We start from the raw sequence: 21,144 nt of genomic DNA, 5'->3' as shown, positions 1-21,144 counted from the left end.
TATGGTGTGGGGAAATGAATGCATATGGTTTAATTGGAGAAAAACTAGCACATAGTCTTTCTCCAGAGATTCATAAAAAAGTGTTTGAAAAACTTAATTTAAATGCTAGTTACTCCTTATATGAGATAAAGCAGCAAAATATAAGTATGACTGTAGAAGCTTTAAGGGTTTTAGGCATAAACGGTGTTAACGTAACAATACCATACAAAGAGATACTTATAAAGCAATTAGATCATATTTCGGAAGAAGCTAGGAATATAGGGGCCATTAATACCATAAAGATAGAAGAAGGTAGGACAGTAGGATATAACACCGATTATTTTGGCTTTGGAGAATTGCTGCTAAGAAATGGCGTGGATGTGAAGAACAAAGTTGTTGCAGTACTTGGAACAGGTGGAGCTTCTAAGGCAGTGGTTCAATATATAAAAGATCAAAAAGCAGCAAATATATATTTGGTTTCAAGAGATAATGTTTTAGCTGCTGAAAAATATCCTAACAATAATTGTATAAGTTATTCTGAGCTTGAGGAGAGAAATGATATTGATATCATAATCAATACCACTCCAGTTGGTATGTTCCCAAAGGTCGGACATTCACCTATAAAGGATGAGGTAATTGAAAAGTGTCATACGGTTGTAGATATAGTATATAATCCTTTAGAAACAGAATTGTTAAAAAGAGCTCGTGGCTTAGGAAAGAAAACTGTTGACGGACTCTACATGCTTATAGCTCAAGGGATTAAAGCAGAAGAGATATGGCTTGATAAAAAGTTATCCTATGAAATCGGTGATGAGCTTTATAAAGAGTTAAGTGAGAAGTTAGGTCGTATTTAAATATTTTAAAAAGACAAATGTTTATTTAGTAAAATTCGAACATCGGGGGATGAAAATGAATATAACTATAGTGGGGCTAGGTGTTATAGGCGGTTCCTTTGCTAAGGCTTTAAAGGCATTTGAGGAACATGAAGTCTATGGTATAGATAATGATATATCTACATTAAATAAGGCTGAAAGTCTTGGGATAATAAAAAAAGGATATTTAGATGGAAAAGAACCTTTAGAAATATCTGATTTAGTGATTTTATGTATATATCCAATGTCTGTACTTAAATTTATCGAAAGCAATAAGCAGTATTTTAAAAAGGGAGCAATCATTACTGATGCTACTGGTGTCAAAGGAATAATGGTAGATGATATACTAGATTCTGTCGGAGAAAACGTAGATTTTGTATTTGGTCATCCCATGGCAGGAAGAGAGAAAAAAGGAATTGACTTTGCATCAGCAGAGGTGTTTAAAGGGGCTAACTATATATTAACACCTCATCATAATAATAAAGCTGAGAATCTTAAGATTGTTGAAGACTTAGTTTATTCTATAGGATTTTCTAACGTAAAAAAAGTAAATCCTTATGAGCATGATAAAATAGTTGCATATACTTCTCAGCTTCCACATGCTATGGCAGTAGCATTAGTAAACAGTGATGATGATAAATATCCAACTGGTGAACTTATTGGTGATAGTTACAGAGATCTTACTAGGATTGCTAATATAAACGAAGAATTATGGAGTGAACTTTTTTTATCAAATAGAGAAAATTTAATAAGCACCATTGAAGTTTTTCAGGGAAAACTTGAGGATATAAAAAAATCTTTAGTTAATAATGATAAAGAGAAGCTTATAGAAATCTTTAAAGAATCTTCAAGGAGAAGAGAAAAACTTTAGAATGGTGGTGTAGTATGCGTAAGTTCCTAATAACCTTTATAGCTGTACTTTTTATAATATTTGCATTTGTAGGTGGTTTTTATATTGGCGGAGGAAATTTATATTTAGATAAATTTTTCTCAAGGAACAATCAAGCTGATCAGAACAATGGATCGAATGAAAATGGTTCTAATGTCAATACTCCTCCTATTGAGGAGAAAGATCCTATTAAAGAAAAGCTAAAAACTTTAACTTTGGATGAAAAAATAGGCCAACTTACAATCGTAGGTGTGGAAGGTACTGAAGTAAATGAAAACACAAAGGAACTTATACAGAAATACCATGTGGGTGGAGTAATCTTTTTTAAAGAAAATATAAGTAGTAAAAATCAAGCTTTGACTTTAGTTAAAACATTAAAAAATACAAATGGAGCAGGTATTCCTCTATTCTTAGCAGTGGATGAAGAAGGTGGAAGGGTTTCAAGAATGCCTGCTGAATATAAAAAGCTCCCTAGTAGTGGAACTATTGGAAAGAAAAATGATGAGGGAATCTCAAGAAAGATTGGTGAAATCTTAGGAGAAGAAGTTAGTTCGGTAGGATTTAATCTAGATTTTGCACCGGTATTAGATATAAATAGTAACCCTAACAATCCAATTATAGGTGATAGGTCTTTTGGCAGTAATTCGGAGTTAGTATCAAAACTCGGAGTGGCTACAATGAAAGGAATCCAATCTAAGAACATAATATCGGCAGTTAAACACTTTCCAGGTCATGGAGATACTTCAGTGGATTCTCATAAAGGGCTTCCAACAGTAAATACTGATATCAATAGATTGAGAAGCTTTGAACTTATACCTTTTGAAAAAGCAATAGATAATGGAGCTGACATGGTTATGGTAGCACATATATTGTTACCAAGCATTGACAAAACATATCCATCATCACTTTCAAGAGTAGTGATATCAGATATACTTAGAAAAGAACTTGGATTTAATGGAGTTATAATAACTGATGACATGACCATGGGAGCAATAACCTTAAACTATGATATAAATAGAGCTGCGGTAACCTCTCTAAAAGCCGGAAGTGATATAGTTCTTGTATGCCATGATTACAATAAAGAAAAAACTGTTATTGAATCTATAAAGACAGCAGTTAATAATAAAGAAATAACAGAACAGCAAATTGATGAAAAGGTATATAGGATATTAAAGCTAAAGGATAAGTATAAGCTTGGTGAGGAGAAGCAAGAGTATAACATACAAGATATAAACAATAATATTACCTCTATTTCAGGAACGATAAAATAGCCTTTGAGAAATTCAAAGGCTATTTTTCATATATTTCTAAAGGAAGATTGTCTGGATCTTCAAAGAAAGTAAAACGTTTGTTAGTAAATTCATCAATTCTTATAGGCTCAGTAACTATACCTTTCTCGTTTAATTCGAGAACTGCTTCTTCTATATTATCTACCTCAAAAGATAGATGTCTTAAACCTCTTGCTTCTGGGTAGCTTGGTCTTGGTGGACAATTAGGAAATGAAAAAAGCTCAATTTGATATATTCCATTGACATTGAGATCTAGTTTATAGGAATCTCTTTCTTTTCTATATACTTCTCTTTCTATAGTAAATCCAAGCTTATTAACATAAAAATCTTTAGATCTTTCATAGTTTGAGCAGATTATTGCTATATGATGAACAGCATTGATTTTCATAATATTTAGGTCTCCTTTAATAATGTTTTTTTATGCTTAAATATATTGTTGAAATTAAGCAGAGCTCATTTTTTACTTCAATATATTATATAACAAATCTAAGCAAATATAAAAATAAATATTAATGATTTAAAAGGGGGAGTAATTATTAATATGGACTAAAATAGGTAATTGCTATTAAAAGAATAAGTGTAAATATATAAATATATTGTTTATTTATATATAAATTTTATTAAAAAGTGTTGATAAAATATAACAACATGCATATAATGTTATTGAGGTGATAATATGGAAAAGGATTACTTGTTTGATTATGAACTAGAAGAAATAGAGAAAGGATATTTTTACGACCATAGAAAAAAGCACTTTAAATGCTTGATTTGTGGATCTATCTTTGAACAAGGAAGAATCTATAAGATTAATGAAGAGTTTTATGATGCAGAAAAATGCTGTGAGAAGCATATTGAAGAAGCTCATGGTGATATGTTTGATTTTCTTATAGAAAGAAACAAGAAGATAACAGGCCTAAGTGAGACTGTGAAAGATTTTATAAAGCTTACTTATCAGGGGTTAAGTGATAAGGAAATCGGAGCGAATATGGGGGTATCTTTATCTACAGTTAGAAGTTATAGATTTAAATTAAAAGAAAAAGAACTTCAAGCAAAATCCCTTCTTGCGATTTTGGGTCTTATGAAGAATAATTCAAAGGAGGATGAAGAAATGGATGGTTCTAAACTTGTCAATGCACATCTTTCAGCAACTACTTTAGATGAACGATATAATATAAGTGAACAAGAGAGAAATGATATAAGAAAAAATTATTTTGATGAAAATGGTGCTTTAAAGGTTTTTCCTTCTAAAGAGAAGAAAAAACTAGCAATACTTTCTGAGATAATAACTAATTTTTCAAGAGGTAATAAGTATACGGAGAAAGAAGTTAATAGAGTACTAATGAGGATATTTGACGACTATGCAACACTTAGAAGATATCTTATCGAGTATGGTTTTCTTGATAGAACAAAGGATTGCATGTATTATTGGGTTAAAGAGTAATGGGTTTCTTATGCTTGCCTTGGAAGGCTGATATAAATAACTTCACTGAAGAAGGTAACTTCGGTGAGGTTTTTTCTATTTTCAAATAATATTACTATTGAGTTATAATTTGGCAAATTGAAGGGGATAATAAACATAATATACCAAAGGGAGTGAAATAATGAAGAAAACAAAAAATGTTTCAATAAAATTTATTTTAATGATTAAAATATGTTTATTAGCATTTGTACCAACCTTCATATATGTTTTTATTAAGAAAAGTTCTTATCTTACAATAATAGATAAAGTTTATATAAAAAGAACCGACCTTTCATATTTAGAATATGTGTCTTTTCTGTCGGTGATTTTTTTTATTTTTGCTGTTTTGGGATATTATCTTTTTATTGAAAACAAAGCTAAGTTGACTGTTATTAGTGAGAAAAGAGCAATTATAATTGCTGGTTTTGTAGCATTAATCTTAAGGGTTATACTTGCAAATTTAGTTAATGGCCACACCTTTGATATTGGATGGTTTACTACTTGGTCCACCAAAGTTTCAAGGAATTTTACTGAATTTTATGTCAGCAAAGGATTTGCTGATTATCCTCCATTATATATGTATGTACTATTCGTAATAGGAAAGTTAAATAGCTTAAGTTTTTTAAGTAAATATTATATCTTAGTAATTAAGCTACCGGCTATAATATCAGATCTAGGAGCATCATACTTAGTCTATAGAGTTGCTAAAAAGTATAGTTCTATAGAAATAAGTGCATTTATAGCGCTTTTTTATTTGTTTAACCCAGCTACGATTATCAATTCCTGTTTATGGGGGCAAGTTGATTCAGTGTTCACTATTTTAATAGTGTTAGCTATATATTTTATAGTACAAGAAAAATTAAAATTATCTTCAGTAATGTTTGCTTTATCAGTACTTATGAAACCACAAGGAATAGTGTTTTTACCGGTAATGTTTTTTGAACTTGTACGAAGAAAGAAAATTAAAAATTTTGGTGTAGCAATACTAACAGGATTAATAGTTACTTTCATTGTTATATTTCCATTTAATGCAGGAAGAAACTTGCTTTGGATCCTTGAGCTTTACAAGAAAACCATAACTGAATATCCATATATAACTATGAATGCTTTTAATCTATATTTTTTATTTAAAGGAAACTTTTTAGAGCATTCGAAGATTTTATTTATGGTATCGTATCATTCAATTGGAATGATATTTATTGTTTTAACTACTCTATTTTCTTGGTTTATTTATTATAAGGGCAATAAGGAGAAGTATTCATTTTTATCAGCTCTTATTCAGATAGTAGGAGTATTCACGCTTTCAGTAGGTATGCATGAAAGATATTTATACCCAGCGGTAATAATTTCAATTTTTAGCTTTATATATTTGAAAGATAAAAGATTTTTTATACTAAGTATTGGATTTAGTATTACTTCCTACATAAATACCCATACAGTTTTATATGATGTATTGGGTGGAAATATTAGCAAGGTACTGTTTGATAGAATTGGTATGCTTACAGCAGTTTTAAATATTATATTAATTATATTTATGATTAAGATCTCTATTGATAATATTTTAATGAGAAAGAAAATAATAAATAATTAGATATACATGTAATTTATAAATATTAGCATGAAGATGCAATAAAGTAGGTGATGTTAAAACTAACAAGCAATTAGTTTAAACACACCTACTTTATCTTTAGCTTATCTTACGCAATTATTTCATAAAATTTATGCAAAGACTTTATTATAATATCAGTTAAAAAGCCCAGTTGCCATTCTTAAATACTTGAATTTCTTCGCCTTTATTAGTAGTTCCTATTATTTCAAGGTCTTCAGTTCCAACCATAAAGTCGATATGAGTTATGGATTGATTTGCACCTTTTTTTTCTAGCTCTTCTTCACTAAGGTTTTCTCCATCCTTTATACATATAGGATATGAAGCTCCAATTGCAAGATGGCAGGATGCATTTTCATCATATAAAGTATTAAAAAAGATTATACCTGAATTAGATATTGGTGAATCAAAAGGTACAAGAGCAACTTCACCTAGATAGTGAGAGCCTTCATCTGTCTCAACTATATTTTTTAAGGTGTCATAACCTTTTTCAGCAGCGAAATCGATTATCCTTCCATCCTTGAAGGTAACAGAGAATTCATCAATTAAATTTCCGCCATAGTTAAGAGGTTTTGAACTATATACCACTCCATTTACTCCTGTTTTCTTTGGAAGAGTAAATACTTCCTCAGTAGGCATATTTGCTATAAATTCAACACCATCAGCAGTATAATCAGCTCCACCAGCCCATATATGACCTTCTGGAAGCTCAATAGTTAAATCAGTTCCTTTTCCATTTTTATAATGTAAAGATTTGAAATTTTTAGAGTTAAGGAAATTCATTTTTTCACTTAGGGTATTTTTATGAGTATCCCAAGCTGCCACTGGATCTTCACTATCAACTCTAACTACTTTAAAGATTTCATTCCATAATAGCTCAACAGCTTCTTCAGGTGTGTTGTTTGGAAACACTTTAGTAGCCCATCCTTTAGTTGGAATTGAAACTACAGCCCAAGAATTTTTATTGCTCATCAATCTTTCACTAAATTCCTTTAAAGCTAACTGAGAAGTTTTTTGAGACCTTGCAATTCTTTTAGGATCAACATCTTTTAAAAGTTCAGGATCTGCAGCGGATATACTTAAAAAAGCAGCTCCTTCTTTTGCAGATGAAACTCTAGAATCAACCATCCACTTAGGAATTGTATCAAATACTTCTTCAGGAGCCTTTAAATATTTAATCTTAGTGCAGATTTCATCATTCCATTGAACGATAACGTCCTTTGCACCAGCTTCATAAGCAACTTCTGTAGCTAATCTAGTAAAAGGAGCACACTCGATTGGTGAAGTAATAACTAAAAGCTGTCCCTTTTGTATGTTAACACCAGTTTTTACTGCGAGCTCAGCGTATTTTCTTAAAAAATCTTCTTTCATTTTGACACCTCTCTTGTAAAAATTTCTTTATATAGAATTTTACCAAATCATAGCAATAATTAAAATCTTTTTTTTATTCTTTACAAATTTGCACATCACTTATATCTGTGAATAATTATACGAACAGACTTAAGACAAAATATAAGTTAAAGATGAATTAATTTAATTTTTATGAGAAAAATCAATATATATAGTTTTATTTGACCTTATTATGGATGAACCACTTCATTATAAAATTTATATTTTCAGATTGAAGTGGTTCATCTTTAGTAAATTTGGATACATTATAACCACATTTTTATAGGTATTTGCTTCAAAATGCTTACTTATTGGATATACATGGTTGGAAAGAAATACTGTTTATATTATAATGTATAAAGAGATAGAGAACTTACATTTTGTTAATTGTTCTTGTAAGAATATACTTATAGTTTTTAGTCAATAAAATTATTATAGGAATTACGAGTATCATATATACACTTAAAAATATAAGGTAAAAGATTTTCACTTTAGTTTTGTACTTTTAAAAGAAGAATTTGGAGGATTAATTATGAAACGTTTATTGATATTGGACGGTAATAGTTTGCTTAATAGAGCATTTTATGCAATTCCTCTTTTATCTACAAATGAAGGCATATATACAAATGCAGTTTATGGATTTACAAATATGCTTATTAAGATGAAAGAAGACTTTAAACCAGACTACATAGTATCTACTTTTGATAGGAAGGCACCAACCTTTAGACATGTAGAGTACCAAGATTATAAAGCTGGAAGAAAGAAAATGCCTCCAGAGCTTGCAGCACAGTTTCCGATAGTAAAAGAAATGCTTAATTTGTTTAGCATAAGTATTTATGAAATGGATGGTTATGAAGCAGATGATTTAATCGGAAGTTTAGCTAAGTTTGCAGAAGAGAACGGTATAGAAGTTTATATAGTAACTGGAGATAAGGATGCTCTTCAGCTTGCATCAGATAATATAAATGTAGTAATAACTAAAAAGGGAATTACTGAGAGAGAAATATATACAAGAGCTAGAATGGTAGAAGAGATGGGGGTTACTCCAACTCAATTCATTGATGTTAAAGGCCTTATGGGAGATCCGTCAGATAATATACCAGGAGTTCCAGGCATAGGCGAAAAGACTGCATTTAAGCTTATTCAAACCTATGGTAGTGTTGAGAGCGTATTAGAGCATGTAGAAGAAATAAGTGGTAAGAAGATTAAAGAAAATCTAATACAGTACAGCGAACAAGCAATATTCTCAAAGAGACTAGCTACTATAAATACTGAAGTTCCAATAGAATTTGATTTAGATGAGATAAAATCTAATGAAAACTATGATAATGAAGGTCTTAGAAAGCTATTCTTTAAACTCCAAATGAAATCCTTGCTTGATAAGTTACCAGAAGCTGCAATTGGAGACGGAGACTCAGTTGATACTGATATAGAATTTGAGAGTATAACTAATAACGATCAGTTAAAATTAGCTTTAGAAGCTTTGGGAAAAGAAGTTTACTTTACTTTTAATTTAGATGGAATAAGTAAATATTCAATGATCAACATAAAAAAAATATTCATATCAGATGGTAACAAAAATTATGAAATAGTTTTTGAAGGCATTAATAATGAAGAGGGAATTGGTCTTATAAGAAAATTCTTTGAAGATGATAGCATAAAGAAAATAAGTCATGACGTAAAGAACTTCTTAACTGTTCTTAGAAAATTGGATATAGATATGAAGGGGCTTATCTTTGATACTGCCTTAGCTGCTTATTTAATTGATTCATCAAAAGGTACTTATCCTCTTTTAACTTTAGTTAATGAGTATGTAGGAGAAGACCCTAAAGGTGATGAAACTGTAATGAATATGAAGCTATGTTTTCATATGAAAAAGCTATATTCATATCTTAAGACAAAGATTGAAGAAGCAGGCATGGGGAAATTATTATATGAAGTTGAACTTCCATTAACACTAGTACTTTCTTCTATGGAGGAGTATGGCTTTAAGGTTAACTCTAAGATACTAGATGAACTATCTGTGAAGTTTAAAAATGAAATAGAAGAAAGTCAAAAGACTATATATGAGCTTGCAGATGAGGAATTCAATATAAATTCTCCTAAGCAATTAGGAAAGATTCTATTTGAAAAGCTTGATTTGCCAGTGGTTAAAAAGACAAAAACAGGATATTCAACAAATGCAGAGGTACTGGAAAAGTTATCTGACAAACATCCTATAATAGATAAGATAACGTACTTTAGACAGTTAACAAAGATATACTCAACATATATAGAAGGTTTAAAAGCGGTTGTGGATGAAGATGGATGTATACATTCTAACTTCAACCAAACTGTAACCACAACTGGAAGGCTTTCATCTACAGAACCTAATCTTCAAAATATACCTATAAAATATGAGATGGGTAGAGAGATTAGAAAAGTATTTATTCCTAGGGAAAAAGGCGATGTGATACTTTCAGCGGATTATTCTCAGATTGAGCTTAGAGTGTTAGCTCATATTGCAAATGATGAAAATATGATAGATGCCTTCAAGCATGATATAGATATTCACACAAAAACAGCTTCGGAAGTATTTAAAACTCCGTTAGATGAAGTTACAAAACTAATGAGGAGCAGAGCTAAGGCTGTTAATTTTGGAATAGTTTATGGTATTGGTGATTTTAGCCTTTCACAAGATCTTCATATTACAAAAAAAGAAGCTAAAGAATATATGGATATATACTTTGAAAGATATCCAAAAATCAGAGAGTTCATGGATAACATAATTAAAGAAGCAGGAAAAGATGGATATGTTACAACTATACTCAATAGAAGAAGATTTATACCTGAGATAACTGCTTCTAACAAGATAGTAAAATCTTTAGGTGAGAGATTGGCCATGAACGCGCCTATTCAAGGAAGTGCTGCAGATATAATAAAGGTGGCCATGGTAAGTGTATATAATACATTAAAAGAGAAAAAGATGAAAAGTAAACTGATACTTCAGGTGCACGATGAACTTATAATAAATGTGGTGCCAGAAGAACTAGAGCAAATAAAAACTATTATAAAACAAGAAATGGAAAGTGCAGTAAGTCTTAATGTTCCACTTGAAGTTGATATTAATATAGGTGAAAGTTGGTACGATGCTAAATAAAGGAGGAAATTATGATTAAGGTTGGATTAACTGGGGGAATTGGTACTGGTAAGAGTACAGTTTCTAAGATACTTCTAGAATCAGGTTTTTGCATTATAGATGCTGATCAAATTGCAAAGGATGTACTTTCAAAATATCCGGAAATACTTATAAAGGTAAGAGATGACTTTGGCGACGGATTTTTTGATTGGAGAGGTGAATTTAGAAGGAAAGAGTTTGGCAATCATATATTCAGATTTCCTAAGCAAAGAATTAAATATGAAAATATAATAATGCCTTATATTATAAAAGAGATAAATGATTCATTTGATGCATACAATAAGAAAGGTGTTGGAATCGTGATTCTAGACGCTCCAACACTAATCGAAAACAACATGCATGAAGAGATGGACTTTGTTATTCTAGTTTGGTCGGATAGTAATGCACAGCTTTCAAGATTAAAGCTTAGAGATAAATTAAGTCAGAGTGAAGCCTTGAATAGAATCAATGCACAATTGCCTTTAGATAGAAAAAAGGAATATGCAAATTTTATAATAGATAATAGCGCCAGCTTGATAAAGACTAAAGAACAAGTAGATGATATGGTAGAAATATTAAAACTTTATAAGTAAAGTATAAATGAATATAATTAATTTTTGTGGTGATATTAAGCCCTAATATGTTTAGGAGAATGTTATGAAATTAAGAAAATACATTGTATTTTTTGTTGTTATAGCTATAGTATTAATGGGTTTTAGATGGTGTGTTTATAATTTAATGTATCCATATAAATATAAAGATATTATAAAGAAGTACAGTGTAGAATATAATTTGGATCCATTATTAGTGTTATCTGTTATAAAGGCAGAAAGTAATTTTAATACAAATGCACATTCATTTAAAGATGCACATGGACTAATGCAAATAACTGACAGTACAGCTAAGTGGGCTGCGAAGGAGATGAATATCAATTATTCTGATTCTTCACAGTTATTAGATCCCCAGTACAATATTCATATGGGATCATGGTATCTAAGAAATTTAAGAGATGAATTTCAAGATATGGATTTAGTGATTGCGGCCTACAATGGAGGTCGAGGAAATGTAAACAAATGGCTTAAGGATACCAAATATTCAAATGATGGAAAGTCCTTGAAGTATATACCCTTTAAAGAAACAGATAAATACTTAAAGAAAGTTAAAGTAAATTACAACATTTATAAATTTTTATATAATTAAACTTTAGGTGCTAAGGCACCATGTTGAAATTAAGCGGCTATTCATCCGATGCTTTAATGAGCTTGCGCAAAGAATTAATATGATTTTGCCATATTTCATGGCTAAAACTGTAAACTCACTACGTTCGAACAGTACAGTTTATTAACGCCATTCCATCTGGAAAAATCATTTAATTCTAATAGCTCGCTCATATAACATCTCCTGAATAACCACTTAATTTCAAGAATCTTACTAAATATAGCTAAAAATTAAAGTAGACCACTTTATCTATGAGTTAATTTTAAGAAGTGAAATAAAACTTTTTAGATGCGATCAAAGATAAAGTGGTATAAATTTGCGATTATTTAACTTACAAAATGAGGAGAAAGTGATGAAAAGGAGAATATTATCAATTATTTTGGTTGTTATTATAATTGTTGGAATAGCATCTTTCTTGAATATAAGATATCTAATTCCGATAAAGCTTAATAAACAATGGTCAACTCCAAAAATTACTAAGGATCAAGAGCTAACGCTAAACTTTCTAAATAGCAAAATGACTGATTCTAAGAATGGTATGTATACAAATTACATAGATCAACCAAGTTCTAAAGATATTACAAAAGGACACGCAGTGCTTTCTGAATCGGAAGGGCTTATAATGCTATATGCGGTAGAACAAGGGGATAAGGAACTATTTGATAAACACTGCAACATAGTGATGAAGCAAATGCTTCTTAAAAGTAATTCTGTTGCATGGAGAATAGATCACGGAACTCTAGCAGAAACATCTGCCACTATAGATGATTTTAGAATAATAAAAGCCTTGATATATGGATATGATAGATGGAAAGAATTCGATTATAGAAAATATGCAATAAAAATATCTGATTCAATCTTAAAGAACAATATAACTTCGAACCTTCCTGTAGATTTTAAAGATAGTTATGGAAAAAGCAAATCTGTTACTATATGTTATCTTGATGTAAATACCATGGGTATACTTAAAAGTATAGATAGAAGATGGAAAGATAAATATAATGAGTCAAAGCAACTTATAAGTAAAGCATATATATCTAATAATTTACCATTATATAAAAATACATATGATGTCAGCAAACAAGGTTTTGTAGAACAAAAAGATGCAGACACACTTTTATCACTTATAACATCCTTATATCTTAAGCAGGATGGGGAAGATATAACAACCACTGTTAATTGGGTAAAAGAAAGATTAATTGCAGATGGCGCTCTATACGCCATGTATGATATAAATACAGGAAAGCCGTCTACAGACATCAGGTCAACAGCTATATATTCTGTTGCAGCTATGATTGCAAAAGAGGTAGGAGACACAGAATTATATAATCTTCTTATAAAGAAACTGTTAGAATTCCAAGTTGTAGACAAGAATAATGAGATTTATGGAGCTTTTGGTAATGCTGAGACAAAGGAATTATATTCTTTTGATAATTTGAATGCAATTTTAGCTATGCAGAAATAGAATAGTACATATATATAGATGAACCACTTCGTAATAAAATTTATTATTTTTAAATTCTCTCACCAAAACCCGTGAGAGTTTTAAAAATAGATTTCGGATCGAAGTAGTTCATCTTTATAACAATTTGAATGAAGAACTAATAGAGTAGTATACCTATGTTACAGTAGATTCCTCAAATTTTACTAGATATTTTTATATTGACGATTAAAAAAATATCTAGTAAAATTGTATTTGTCAGCTAAAAAATAAATTAAAATAGCTGAAGATCCTCTGTTATACAAAATATGCGAGAGTGGCGGAATGGCAGACGCGCACGTTTGAGGGGCGTGTGGGAGACCGTACGGGTTCAAGTCCCGTCTTTCGCACCAAAGAAACCTAGTAAACATCAGAGTTTTGAAGCTCTGGTGTTTTTTTATTGTCTAAAATCTATTAAAAAACTCCACACGTCTTTTGTCTAAATAAATCTATGGAAATAGTGATGAATTGAGAAAAAAGATTGAAGTAAAATCCAATAATACTAAGGCATTTACTGAAGGATATGATGAATTTATTAAACGGTGTAAGGTTAAGAGCGTAGGTAATCAACAATTAAACATTATGATGACTTTGTGAATCATGTAAGGTTTAAATTTAGGAAATATAAGATATCGGTTGATTATATTACAGAGGATGCAATTAGTGAATTTGTAGTACTTTACAAAGAAACGATGAATGAAAATTAGTTAAATATTTGAGATATAGACAAGGAGTATAAGAGATAGAATAAGTTTTATTTACGGCAAGAAATAAATATCTAGGATCAGAATGCAATATGTAGAAAAATTGACTGTTTTACAATATTTTGCTATTATATGGATGTTAGAGAGCTATTTATTCGAATTGTTGATAAGAAAAGAAATTGAATGGATATAAGAAAACTTAGAGAAATAATACTAGGGGGAAGCTATGGATATTCATGAGTATGTTAATCAATATGATTTTAGCAAGGTGTTTTCAAAACAAAAAGAGAGTTTTCTTGAGCAAACTTTAGTTGAAAAATATTTACAAAAGTATAAGGAAGAAAGATTTGTAAGTTTCTCGCAGGAATTTTGGTCAAATTGCAATAGTCCAATTACCAAGCTAAAACAAAAATATAAAATAAGTTCATCTATAGCTTACAGTGATATATTAAAAGCATATCCTACTGATGATTATATAAAGTTTTTGAAGGCGTTTTATAGTGAAGAAGCTACTTTAGAGGATATTATCAAATATTTTAAGATACCAAGTAATAAAATCAATGATATTATAATACCTATTGAAATAGAAAATTATGATGGGTATTGCCCTAAATGCTTTGCTAACTGTTTTGAAATGGTAACGGATGTATATAATCCTGAGAACGGTATTAGTTTAATTAGATGTAATAAATGCGGAAAAAAAGTTTCATTTAACAATCTAATTACAGCTGAAGAAGTTGAGAAGAATATTAGAGGGATTTTAGAGGCTAAAAAAGAGTTTGAAGAGAAGTGTATAGATATACAAAGTAAGATAAATGAAATTCAATGCCCTAGATGTCAAGAGCAACTTTTATTAAAAATTAGTCGAGATAAGCTAATTTATTCAATCAACTGTAGCAAATGCCAGTACTCTAACTCTAGTGTTGAAGAAACTATAATCGAGTATAAACAGTGGAAACAGAGGGCTGCCATGATGATTGCTATTAAAGCAAAAGAACAGGAAATGATTGAGAAAGCTATAGAATCAAAGAAAATAGAAGATGTTTTTTTCAAAAAAGAAGATATAATATCAGTTCAAGAAACATATGAAGCTTTTGAATTCGCACTTAAACTTGATAAATTGGATAATTTGCAATCATGGGGGATAATCTTTAGTGAAATAAAAAAGTGCAATAGATTGGAAAGAAAAATATTAATCGATGTACTTAAACTAGCTAAGGAAAATAATAAGAGAAGTGTACTTAGCTCTGGAGAAAATGAAATAACTGTATATAGGTATTCCTCAAGCGAACCGCTAATTTCTGAATTAATTAATAAGACAAAAGTAGTTGTTGTGAGACAAGTGTTAAGAAATCTAATAAAAAGAAATCTACTAATTGTTGATGAGGTTTCTGGACAAATTTTTATGTTGCCGGTGTTAGTAGAGAATTTAGAATCTATAGAAAGTCTAATGAGAATACAGAATATCAATGGACAGATTAGATACATGATCTTTGGAAAGCAAGACTTTTCATGTATGACCTGTGGTGGAAAAGGAAGAGAGCTGAAGATTGCATATTTAACCAGTGATAAGAATACCGATAATTTGAGTAGCTTAATAGCTGTTTGCGACGATTGCTTTGAAATGGTAACAAGAAATGAAATACTAATTGATGGGACGATAACTTTTGATATAGATAGTGTTGATGAAGATGTTCCTATAGGATGGAAGTTTCTAACTGAGTATTTACCTGAACTCAAAAGTAATAAGCAGGTACTTGACTCAATAACTAATATGGAAAATGAATTTAATAGTAATGATATTATCAATGCTTTGGCAATAGCCATTTTCAAGCTGAACAATGGTGAATTGATAGGTGGATCAATAGATAGTTTAATTAGATATGCAAATGGAATTTTGAGGAATGCAGTTAAGTCTGGTAATGAAGTAAAAGCGTTTAAAAATGTAGCTGAAGAATTTGAAATTGCAAAGTGGTTAAATAATACTATATAAGTCAAATATGATTTATTGATATGGGGCTGGCTATAAAGAAGTTTATTTCTTTTTTATCACTGACGTTTGTGATAATATTTATGGTAGTGTTAACTGACAACAGTAACTTTGCAGTTGATGCTGCTATTATAAATGGCAAAAAAATAAAATATAATGAAATTCAAACAATTAAATAAATGGATAAGATAAATGCGGTTAGGTAGAATTAATCCTAATAACTATTTTTTCAAGGGCTTTAAGGTTATTTGATCAACTTTATCATTATAGGTAATACCAATAAGCTCATTTTTGTAATTAATAGGATCTACAGTCAAAGATAATGATGCACAGAAGTTTTTAAAGGTGCTTCCATAGTAAATTACACCACTGCCTGAATAATGAGGGCCAGTCTTGATTTTGCATTGAATTTTAGAGTCCTTATCCATTAGAATTTTAGGAGTAACTTTTATATCTAGCTGTTTATCACGTACTTCAAGAGAAACGCTCCAATTTTCATTTTCTCCAACATAGGACTTGTTTTTATAAGATGCATTAAGTTTAGAATTAATCCTAGTGAAACCTAATACGGTAAGAATTGATAAAAGTAGTATAATAAAGATTACTGAAAGACGTTTTTTATTCACAATACTCTCCATTTCTATGAAATTATTTTGATATGTGATGGTATTATATATCTATAGTTATATATTACCATGTTTTTATTTTAATGGAAATGTTGAGAGGCATAATATTTAGTAATATTTGTTTTATTACGTTAGTAAACACCCCTCGTTTAAAAGCGGGGTGTTTTAAATTTATCTAACCTTATTATCTAAAGATAATTTACGAATTAGTGATAAATACATAGCAATGATACATATAAGAAAAGGGTAACATAAAGCAGAATATAAAAGTGACCATGTTCGATGATAAAAGTATTTTGTATACAAGGATAGTGATTCATAACCTAAACAAAAAATTGACACTATTATAACGTAATAAAGTTTTTTTAGTAGTCTTTTCTTATATGGATAATAGTTAACTGTAATAATTGCAAAAGCAGGATAAATTCCTAAAAAGGTTATGAAAGATATTAAATCAACTCCCTCTTTAAAGTAACCATAAAGATTAAACTTAACATCTAATATTAGATCAACGGTCATCTGTAGAAGTAAAGTGAATACTGATATGTCTAACATTTCTAATTTATTTAATTTTTTAGGAATCAAGACGGCTATACTGTTAAAAATAATAAAAGATAGAGTAAGAAAAATAAAGGTAATCATATAAGCGCACTTCCTTTTATAAAAGTATTGAAGTAATGATGCTTTTAAGTATTAATTGATGAAGAGGATTATACAGTACGTATATAGTATATTTAATATTTTTGTCATTAACAAATATATATATTCCAAAATTCTTAGCGTATGGAACCAGTTGGGTGAACTTCCAATGATATTGTAGTTTAATTAAGAAGTATTCGCAAATAATACTAATACTTAAACAAATCAATTATTAAAGGAGGAACACAAAATGTCAAATAGAAGTAATAGAGTATTAGTACCTGAAGCAAAGGAAGCATTAAATAAATTTAAAATGGAATCTTCTAGAGAAGTTGGAGTTAGCTTAAAAGAAGGTTACAATGGAGATTTAACAAGCAGAGAAGCTGGATCTGTAGGCGGACAAATGGTTAAGAAAATGATTGAATCTTACGAAAAAAACCTATAGAAAAAAGCAGTACATCAAAGGGCTAGATATTAATATCTAGCCTTTTAAATTTTGGGTTAAATGAATTTAGCACTCTTTTCAAAAATCACAGGGGTTTTGGAAAAAAGCTTTCAGAGGAATTAATGCATCTATATAAAAGTTCAAATAGTATTATATGGAATTGTGTGGTAGAATATCACCTGTATATACACTATGTTTTACAATATTTATTTAAAACTTTGGAGGGCATTATTGTGAAAAACAACTCTTTTGAAGATATCCATGTGCTTCCACATATAATAGTGCAAAATGATGTAATTATTGAAGTTAATAAACAATTTTCAGAAATGGTAAAGTATAAAATTGATGAATTTATAGGTAAAAAGATAGATGAAGTATTCAATGTTTTAAGGGTATTTCCTAAAGTTGATATTAAATCCATAGAAGATAAAAAGGAATGTTTTATATTTACAAAAAACTTAGAAGTAAGAATTGTAACGTTTGAAATAATTATATATGGAGATAAGCAGATATTTATAGTAAATGAAAAGCCATATTCAAGATTTGAAGACAAACACACATATTTAATGGAACTAAGTAAATCCAATATAGTTGGAGTAGCTGTTTATAGTGTTCCTGATATGATATTAATTAAAGGTAATCAAAAGTATTTAGATTTCTTGGAGCCACCGTTTAATAATGAAAATTTTAGTATTGGCAGTAAAATAGAAACAATTATTACTAGGTGGAAAGGAAGTCCTATTGAAAACTACTGGAAAGAGGCAATTAGTAAGAATAAAACTGTTCAGGTTAACGAATATAAACATGTAGGTTATAAAAGAGGGATAACCTATTGGGATTCAATAATAACCCCAATTACGGAAGAAGGAATAGTAAAGTATGTAGTAAGTAATACCTATGAAGTTACGGAAAAGGTTTTAAATAGGAATAAGATTCAAGAGCAAATTGAAACTATTAATCTTAGAAATAAACAGATGGAAGCAATATTTGAAAATATACCTTGCGAAATATACGTTAATTATAAAAATGGAGATTTACTTAAAAGGGAAGATATAGCTAAAAGTATAGGGGTAGAGAGAGCTTACGATATAAGTAACTTAGAAAATGCATTCAATAATCAAAAGTATTATACTCTTGATAGAACACCAATGGCTGTAAAGAAACTTCCTTCCTATAGAGCTTTAAAAGGCGAAAAGGTGAAAAATGAAAGATTAATACTTGTTCAAGATGGAATAGAAAATATATTGCAGATAAGTTCATCTCCAATTTATGATGGTGATAACAATATTTTGATGGCTGTAACTTCTGTTCACGATATTACTGAGCTTATATCTAAGGATAAGATTATAGAAGCTCATCATGAAGCAGCTTTAAAAGCTGAAAAAGAAAAGAATGAAGCTCTTGAAAAGTCAATTGAGATGAAGGATGAATTTCTTTCTCTTATCTCACATGAATTAAGAACTCCACTTAATGTAATTAGTAGCGCAATACAATCAATAAATTATTTTTGTGGTGATGAGCTGTCTGATAGAGCAAAAAAATATATAGGAATGATTAATCAAAATTCAAATAGACAATTAAGACTTGTAAATAACCTTCTAGATATTACTCGGGCAAATTCAGGAAATATTAATATCAATAAGAAGGATATAGATATAGTTTTTCTAACTAGGGCAATAACAGAATCAGTGCTCATATATGCTTATCAAAAAAATATTTCTTTGATATTCCAATCTAGCATTAAAGAAAAGGTAATTGGAATAGATGATGAAAAGTATGAAAGAATAATTTTAAATATTCTTTCCAATGCAATCAAGTTTACTCCAAAGGATAAATCTATAAAGGTGCAAGTGAGTGAAAAGGATGATAAGGTATTTATTAAGATAGAAGATGAAGGCATAGGAATACCTAAGGATAAGCTGGATATAATTTTTGAACGATTTGGACAAGTTAATAGTTCGTTATCAAGACAAGCGGAAGGTGCAGGGATTGGACTATCACTTGTAACGAAATTTGTCGAGGCTATGAATGGAACTATTTCGGTTGAAAGTAAAGTTGGTGAAGGGAGTACTTTTACTATTATATTTCCTGCTGATCTTGTTATTGAAAGTAACAATGAACAACAAAGTTCAGATTTTATGGGTAATCATTTAGTTCAGATTTCAAGTGTAGAGTTTTCAGATATTTATTTTTAAATTAGAAACACAAAGTAGATTGTTATATAATTTCTATTTTGTGTTTTTTTACTGTATATGAAAGAGGGATTTGATGCTTAATAAATATAAAGTTTTATATTTATGATAGGTATATTAACCTTTTCCATAATTTACATGATTAATACCTTGTTAAATACAGAAAATAAGTAGGAAATAAATTAAGTAGGAGGTATTAACATGAGAAAACTTTCAGAAGCAGAAGTTATGTCATTAACATCATTACTAACATTGGAAAGAGACGGATTAGCTGTATCAAAAGCTATGCAAAATTTTATAAATGATGATGAAATAAAGAAACAAGCTGAATCTGGTATATTGGCAGCAGAAGGCAGAATAAAAGGAATACAACAATTTATAAATGAAAACCAAATAATAAGATAAGGAGAGGTGACCTATGATGATGTCAACAATTTTAGAAGGAATGGGTATAAAAGATACAGCTATGAATGATGAAGTTATAGTTAGCAATATGTTAGCAGGTGCTAAGGGTGCTGCTAATGCATATCTTAATGCTACATTGACAAGTCCTACACCAGAGTTAAGAGCGATGTACGCATCAAGTCTAAGCCAAGTTCTTAATGGGCATGCAGCAATTTCAGAATTAGCTGTTAAACGTGGATGGGAACAACCATATGCACCTACAACTGAACAGCTTTCTGATGCTTTTAAAAAATCAGAAGATGTTATCGATAAAGACAAATAAATACTCTTAATACTAGGCTATTCTATGTAGTTTTATGAACTATATCTACCCCAAGAAGCATAAAGTTTTTCAATGAAATAAAGTAATTGACAACTTTGTATTTAGAGTTTAAAATATAATCTCGGTAGTAAAGTGACAAATAACACTGTTATTAGGTCAATAAAATAGTTCACATAAACTTGATAAATTTACTATTGAAATTTATTTTCATATAGTTTATAATTCAGATATAGAGAACAGGATATTAAAAATATCCATCAAACTTGTATAATAATTCATATGTTCTGGGATATGCGTCAAGCTCTTATTTTGAACCTACATTACAACAAAGGGAGTTCAAGATTTAATTGTGGATATGTACCTTTCTGTGAGTCCCTTAGATGGCATTTTAGGCGATTGATATAATTGTGAGGACACCCACCTATCGAGAGATAGGTGTCAAAATCAGGGCAACGGTATTTTGGAGTAACTTTATGAATTTTA

At 29.8% G+C, this 21,144-nt stretch carries 19 protein-coding genes, 1 tRNA gene and 1 other RNA gene; 17 read left to right on the top strand and 4 right to left on the bottom strand.

Features of this window, described 5'->3' with window-relative positions:
• Window positions 1-14: 14 nt before the first annotated feature.
• From aroE to nagZ, 3 genes are read left to right on the top strand one after another with little or no spacing between them, the layout of a single operon-like run.
• Window positions 15-833, top strand: a complete 819-nt coding sequence (gene aroE, locus JHL18_RS00220; protein ID WP_200265627.1) for a shikimate dehydrogenase — start codon at window positions 15-17, stop codon at window positions 831-833.
• Between the two features lie 55 nt (window positions 834-888).
• Window positions 889-1,722, top strand: a complete 834-nt coding sequence (locus JHL18_RS00215; protein ID WP_200265626.1) for a prephenate dehydrogenase — start codon at window positions 889-891, stop codon at window positions 1,720-1,722.
• A gap of 14 nt (window positions 1,723-1,736) precedes the next feature.
• On the top strand, window positions 1,737-3,011 hold the full coding sequence (gene nagZ / locus JHL18_RS00210) for a beta-N-acetylhexosaminidase (protein ID WP_200265625.1): 1,275 nt from the start codon (window positions 1,737-1,739) through the stop codon (window positions 3,009-3,011).
• Between the two features lie 19 nt (window positions 3,012-3,030).
• Here the strand turns inward: nagZ and gloA2 are convergent, their stop codons facing one another.
• Entirely contained in the window at window positions 3,031-3,417 is a 387-nt protein-coding gene (gene gloA2, locus JHL18_RS00205; protein WP_200265624.1) for an SMU1112c/YaeR family gloxylase I-like metalloprotein, read from the bottom strand.
• A gap of 288 nt (window positions 3,418-3,705) precedes the next feature.
• On the opposite strand from gloA2, the gene JHL18_RS00200 reads away from it, so the two are divergent.
• Window positions 3,706-4,470, top strand: a complete 765-nt coding sequence (locus JHL18_RS00200) for a DUF2087 domain-containing protein (RefSeq protein ID WP_200265623.1) — start codon at window positions 3,706-3,708, stop codon at window positions 4,468-4,470.
• A gap of 160 nt (window positions 4,471-4,630) precedes the next feature.
• On the top strand, window positions 4,631-6,079 hold the full coding sequence (locus tag JHL18_RS00195; protein ID WP_200265622.1) for a glycosyltransferase 87 family protein: 1,449 nt from the start codon (window positions 4,631-4,633) through the stop codon (window positions 6,077-6,079).
• A 156-nt stretch (window positions 6,080-6,235) separates the two neighbouring features.
• Here JHL18_RS00195 and JHL18_RS00190 read toward each other — a convergent pair whose 3' ends face one another.
• Complete coding sequence (locus JHL18_RS00190; RefSeq protein WP_200265621.1) at window positions 6,236-7,465, bottom strand: aminopeptidase; 1,230 nt, start codon at window positions 7,463-7,465, stop codon at window positions 6,236-6,238.
• Window positions 7,466-8,015: 550 nt separating this feature from the next.
• On the opposite strand from JHL18_RS00190, the gene polA reads away from it, so the two are divergent.
• From polA to JHL18_RS00160, 7 genes are all read left to right on the top strand, one after another.
• Window positions 8,016-10,622, top strand: a complete 2,607-nt coding sequence (gene polA, locus JHL18_RS00185) for a DNA polymerase I (RefSeq protein ID WP_200265620.1) — start codon at window positions 8,016-8,018, stop codon at window positions 10,620-10,622.
• A gap of 11 nt (window positions 10,623-10,633) precedes the next feature.
• Window positions 10,634-11,233, top strand: a complete 600-nt coding sequence (coaE, locus tag JHL18_RS00180) for a dephospho-CoA kinase (RefSeq protein ID WP_200265619.1) — start codon at window positions 10,634-10,636, stop codon at window positions 11,231-11,233.
• Window positions 11,234-11,297: 64 nt separating this feature from the next.
• Window positions 11,298-11,840, top strand: a complete 543-nt coding sequence (locus JHL18_RS00175) for a lytic transglycosylase domain-containing protein (RefSeq protein WP_200265618.1) — start codon at window positions 11,298-11,300, stop codon at window positions 11,838-11,840.
• A gap of 370 nt (window positions 11,841-12,210) precedes the next feature.
• Window positions 12,211-13,323: a glycosyl hydrolase family 8 gene (locus tag JHL18_RS00170; RefSeq protein ID WP_200265617.1), complete on the top strand. Its 1,113-nt coding sequence runs from the start codon at window positions 12,211-12,213 to the stop codon at window positions 13,321-13,323.
• Window positions 13,324-13,609: 286 nt separating this feature from the next.
• A tRNA-Leu gene (locus JHL18_RS00165) sits at window positions 13,610-13,691 on the top strand.
• 115 nt (window positions 13,692-13,806) lie between these two features.
• Window positions 13,807-13,935, top strand: a complete 129-nt coding sequence (locus JHL18_RS26135) for a hypothetical protein (RefSeq protein WP_274600912.1) — start codon at window positions 13,807-13,809, stop codon at window positions 13,933-13,935.
• A 333-nt stretch (window positions 13,936-14,268) separates the two neighbouring features.
• Window positions 14,269-16,035, top strand: coding sequence for a hypothetical protein (locus JHL18_RS00160; RefSeq protein WP_200265616.1), 1,767 nt, complete (start codon window positions 14,269-14,271; stop codon window positions 16,033-16,035).
• A gap of 218 nt (window positions 16,036-16,253) precedes the next feature.
• On the opposite strand, the gene JHL18_RS00155 is transcribed toward JHL18_RS00160, so the two are convergent.
• Complete coding sequence (locus tag JHL18_RS00155; RefSeq protein ID WP_200265614.1) at window positions 16,254-16,658, bottom strand: hypothetical protein; 405 nt, start codon at window positions 16,656-16,658, stop codon at window positions 16,254-16,256.
• A gap of 171 nt (window positions 16,659-16,829) precedes the next feature.
• The gene (locus JHL18_RS26555) at window positions 16,830-17,213 is read right to left on the bottom strand and encodes a CBO0543 family protein (protein ID WP_420839203.1); all 384 of its coding nucleotides are present in this window, start codon (window positions 17,211-17,213) and stop codon (window positions 16,830-16,832) included.
• Between the two features lie 334 nt (window positions 17,214-17,547).
• On the opposite strand from JHL18_RS26555, the gene JHL18_RS00150 reads away from it, so the two are divergent.
• From JHL18_RS00150 to ssrS, 5 genes are all read left to right on the top strand, one after another.
• Complete coding sequence (locus tag JHL18_RS00150; protein ID WP_183276636.1) at window positions 17,548-17,742, top strand: alpha/beta-type small acid-soluble spore protein; 195 nt, start codon at window positions 17,548-17,550, stop codon at window positions 17,740-17,742.
• A gap of 233 nt (window positions 17,743-17,975) precedes the next feature.
• A complete protein-coding gene (locus JHL18_RS00145; protein ID WP_338025420.1) occupies window positions 17,976-19,937 on the top strand; it encodes a sensor histidine kinase in 1,962 nt (653 codons plus the stop codon).
• 198 nt (window positions 19,938-20,135) lie between these two features.
• Window positions 20,136-20,339, top strand: coding sequence for a YvdQ family spore coat protein (locus JHL18_RS00140; RefSeq protein WP_200265610.1), 204 nt, complete (start codon window positions 20,136-20,138; stop codon window positions 20,337-20,339).
• A 13-nt stretch (window positions 20,340-20,352) separates the two neighbouring features.
• Window positions 20,353-20,661, top strand: coding sequence for a spore coat protein (locus tag JHL18_RS00135; protein ID WP_420839202.1), 309 nt, complete (start codon window positions 20,353-20,355; stop codon window positions 20,659-20,661).
• Window positions 20,662-20,939: 278 nt separating this feature from the next.
• Window positions 20,940-21,132, top strand: a non-coding RNA gene (gene ssrS / locus JHL18_RS00130) — 6S RNA.
• The last annotated feature ends 12 nt before the right edge of the window (window positions 21,133-21,144 follow it).

It is taken from the genome of Clostridium yunnanense, from assembly GCF_016595795.1.
In the GTDB taxonomy this organism is placed as follows: domain Bacteria; phylum Bacillota; class Clostridia; order Clostridiales; family Clostridiaceae; genus Clostridium_AR; species Clostridium_AR yunnanense.
This window is presented reverse-complemented; position numbering and strand designations above follow the sequence as displayed.

Bases quoted from the DNA above. Each gene is read 5' to 3' on its own strand.
- coaE (WP_200265619.1), top strand. From the start codon at position 10,634: ATGATTAAGGTTGGATTAACTGGGGGAATTGGTACTGGTAAGAGTACA.
- JHL18_RS00140 (WP_200265610.1), top strand. From the start codon at position 20,136: ATGAGAAAACTTTCAGAAGCAGAAGTTATGTCATTAACATCATTACTA.
- nagZ (WP_200265625.1), top strand. From the start codon at position 1,737: ATGCGTAAGTTCCTAATAACCTTTATAGCTGTACTTTTTATAATATTT.
- JHL18_RS00215 (WP_200265626.1), top strand. From the start codon at position 889: ATGAATATAACTATAGTGGGGCTAGGTGTTATAGGCGGTTCCTTTGCT.
- JHL18_RS00200 (WP_200265623.1), top strand. From the start codon at position 3,706: ATGGAAAAGGATTACTTGTTTGATTATGAACTAGAAGAAATAGAGAAA.
- JHL18_RS00170 (WP_200265617.1), top strand. From the start codon at position 12,211: ATGAAAAGGAGAATATTATCAATTATTTTGGTTGTTATTATAATTGTT.
- aroE (WP_200265627.1), top strand. From the start codon at position 15: ATGAATGCATATGGTTTAATTGGAGAAAAACTAGCACATAGTCTTTCT.
- JHL18_RS00150 (WP_183276636.1), top strand. From the start codon at position 17,548: ATGTCAAATAGAAGTAATAGAGTATTAGTACCTGAAGCAAAGGAAGCA.
- gloA2 (WP_200265624.1), bottom strand. From the start codon at position 3,417: ATGAAAATCAATGCTGTTCATCATATAGCAATAATCTGCTCAAACTAT.
- JHL18_RS00190 (WP_200265621.1), bottom strand. From the start codon at position 7,465: ATGAAAGAAGATTTTTTAAGAAAATACGCTGAGCTCGCAGTAAAAACT.
- JHL18_RS00135 (WP_420839202.1), top strand. From the start codon at position 20,353: ATGATGATGTCAACAATTTTAGAAGGAATGGGTATAAAAGATACAGCT.
- polA (WP_200265620.1), top strand. From the start codon at position 8,016: ATGAAACGTTTATTGATATTGGACGGTAATAGTTTGCTTAATAGAGCA.
- JHL18_RS00160 (WP_200265616.1), top strand. From the start codon at position 14,269: ATGGATATTCATGAGTATGTTAATCAATATGATTTTAGCAAGGTGTTT.
- JHL18_RS00195 (WP_200265622.1), top strand. From the start codon at position 4,631: ATGAAGAAAACAAAAAATGTTTCAATAAAATTTATTTTAATGATTAAA.
- JHL18_RS00175 (WP_200265618.1), top strand. From the start codon at position 11,298: ATGAAATTAAGAAAATACATTGTATTTTTTGTTGTTATAGCTATAGTA.
- JHL18_RS26555 (WP_420839203.1), bottom strand. From the start codon at position 17,213: ATGTTAGACATATCAGTATTCACTTTACTTCTACAGATGACCGTTGAT.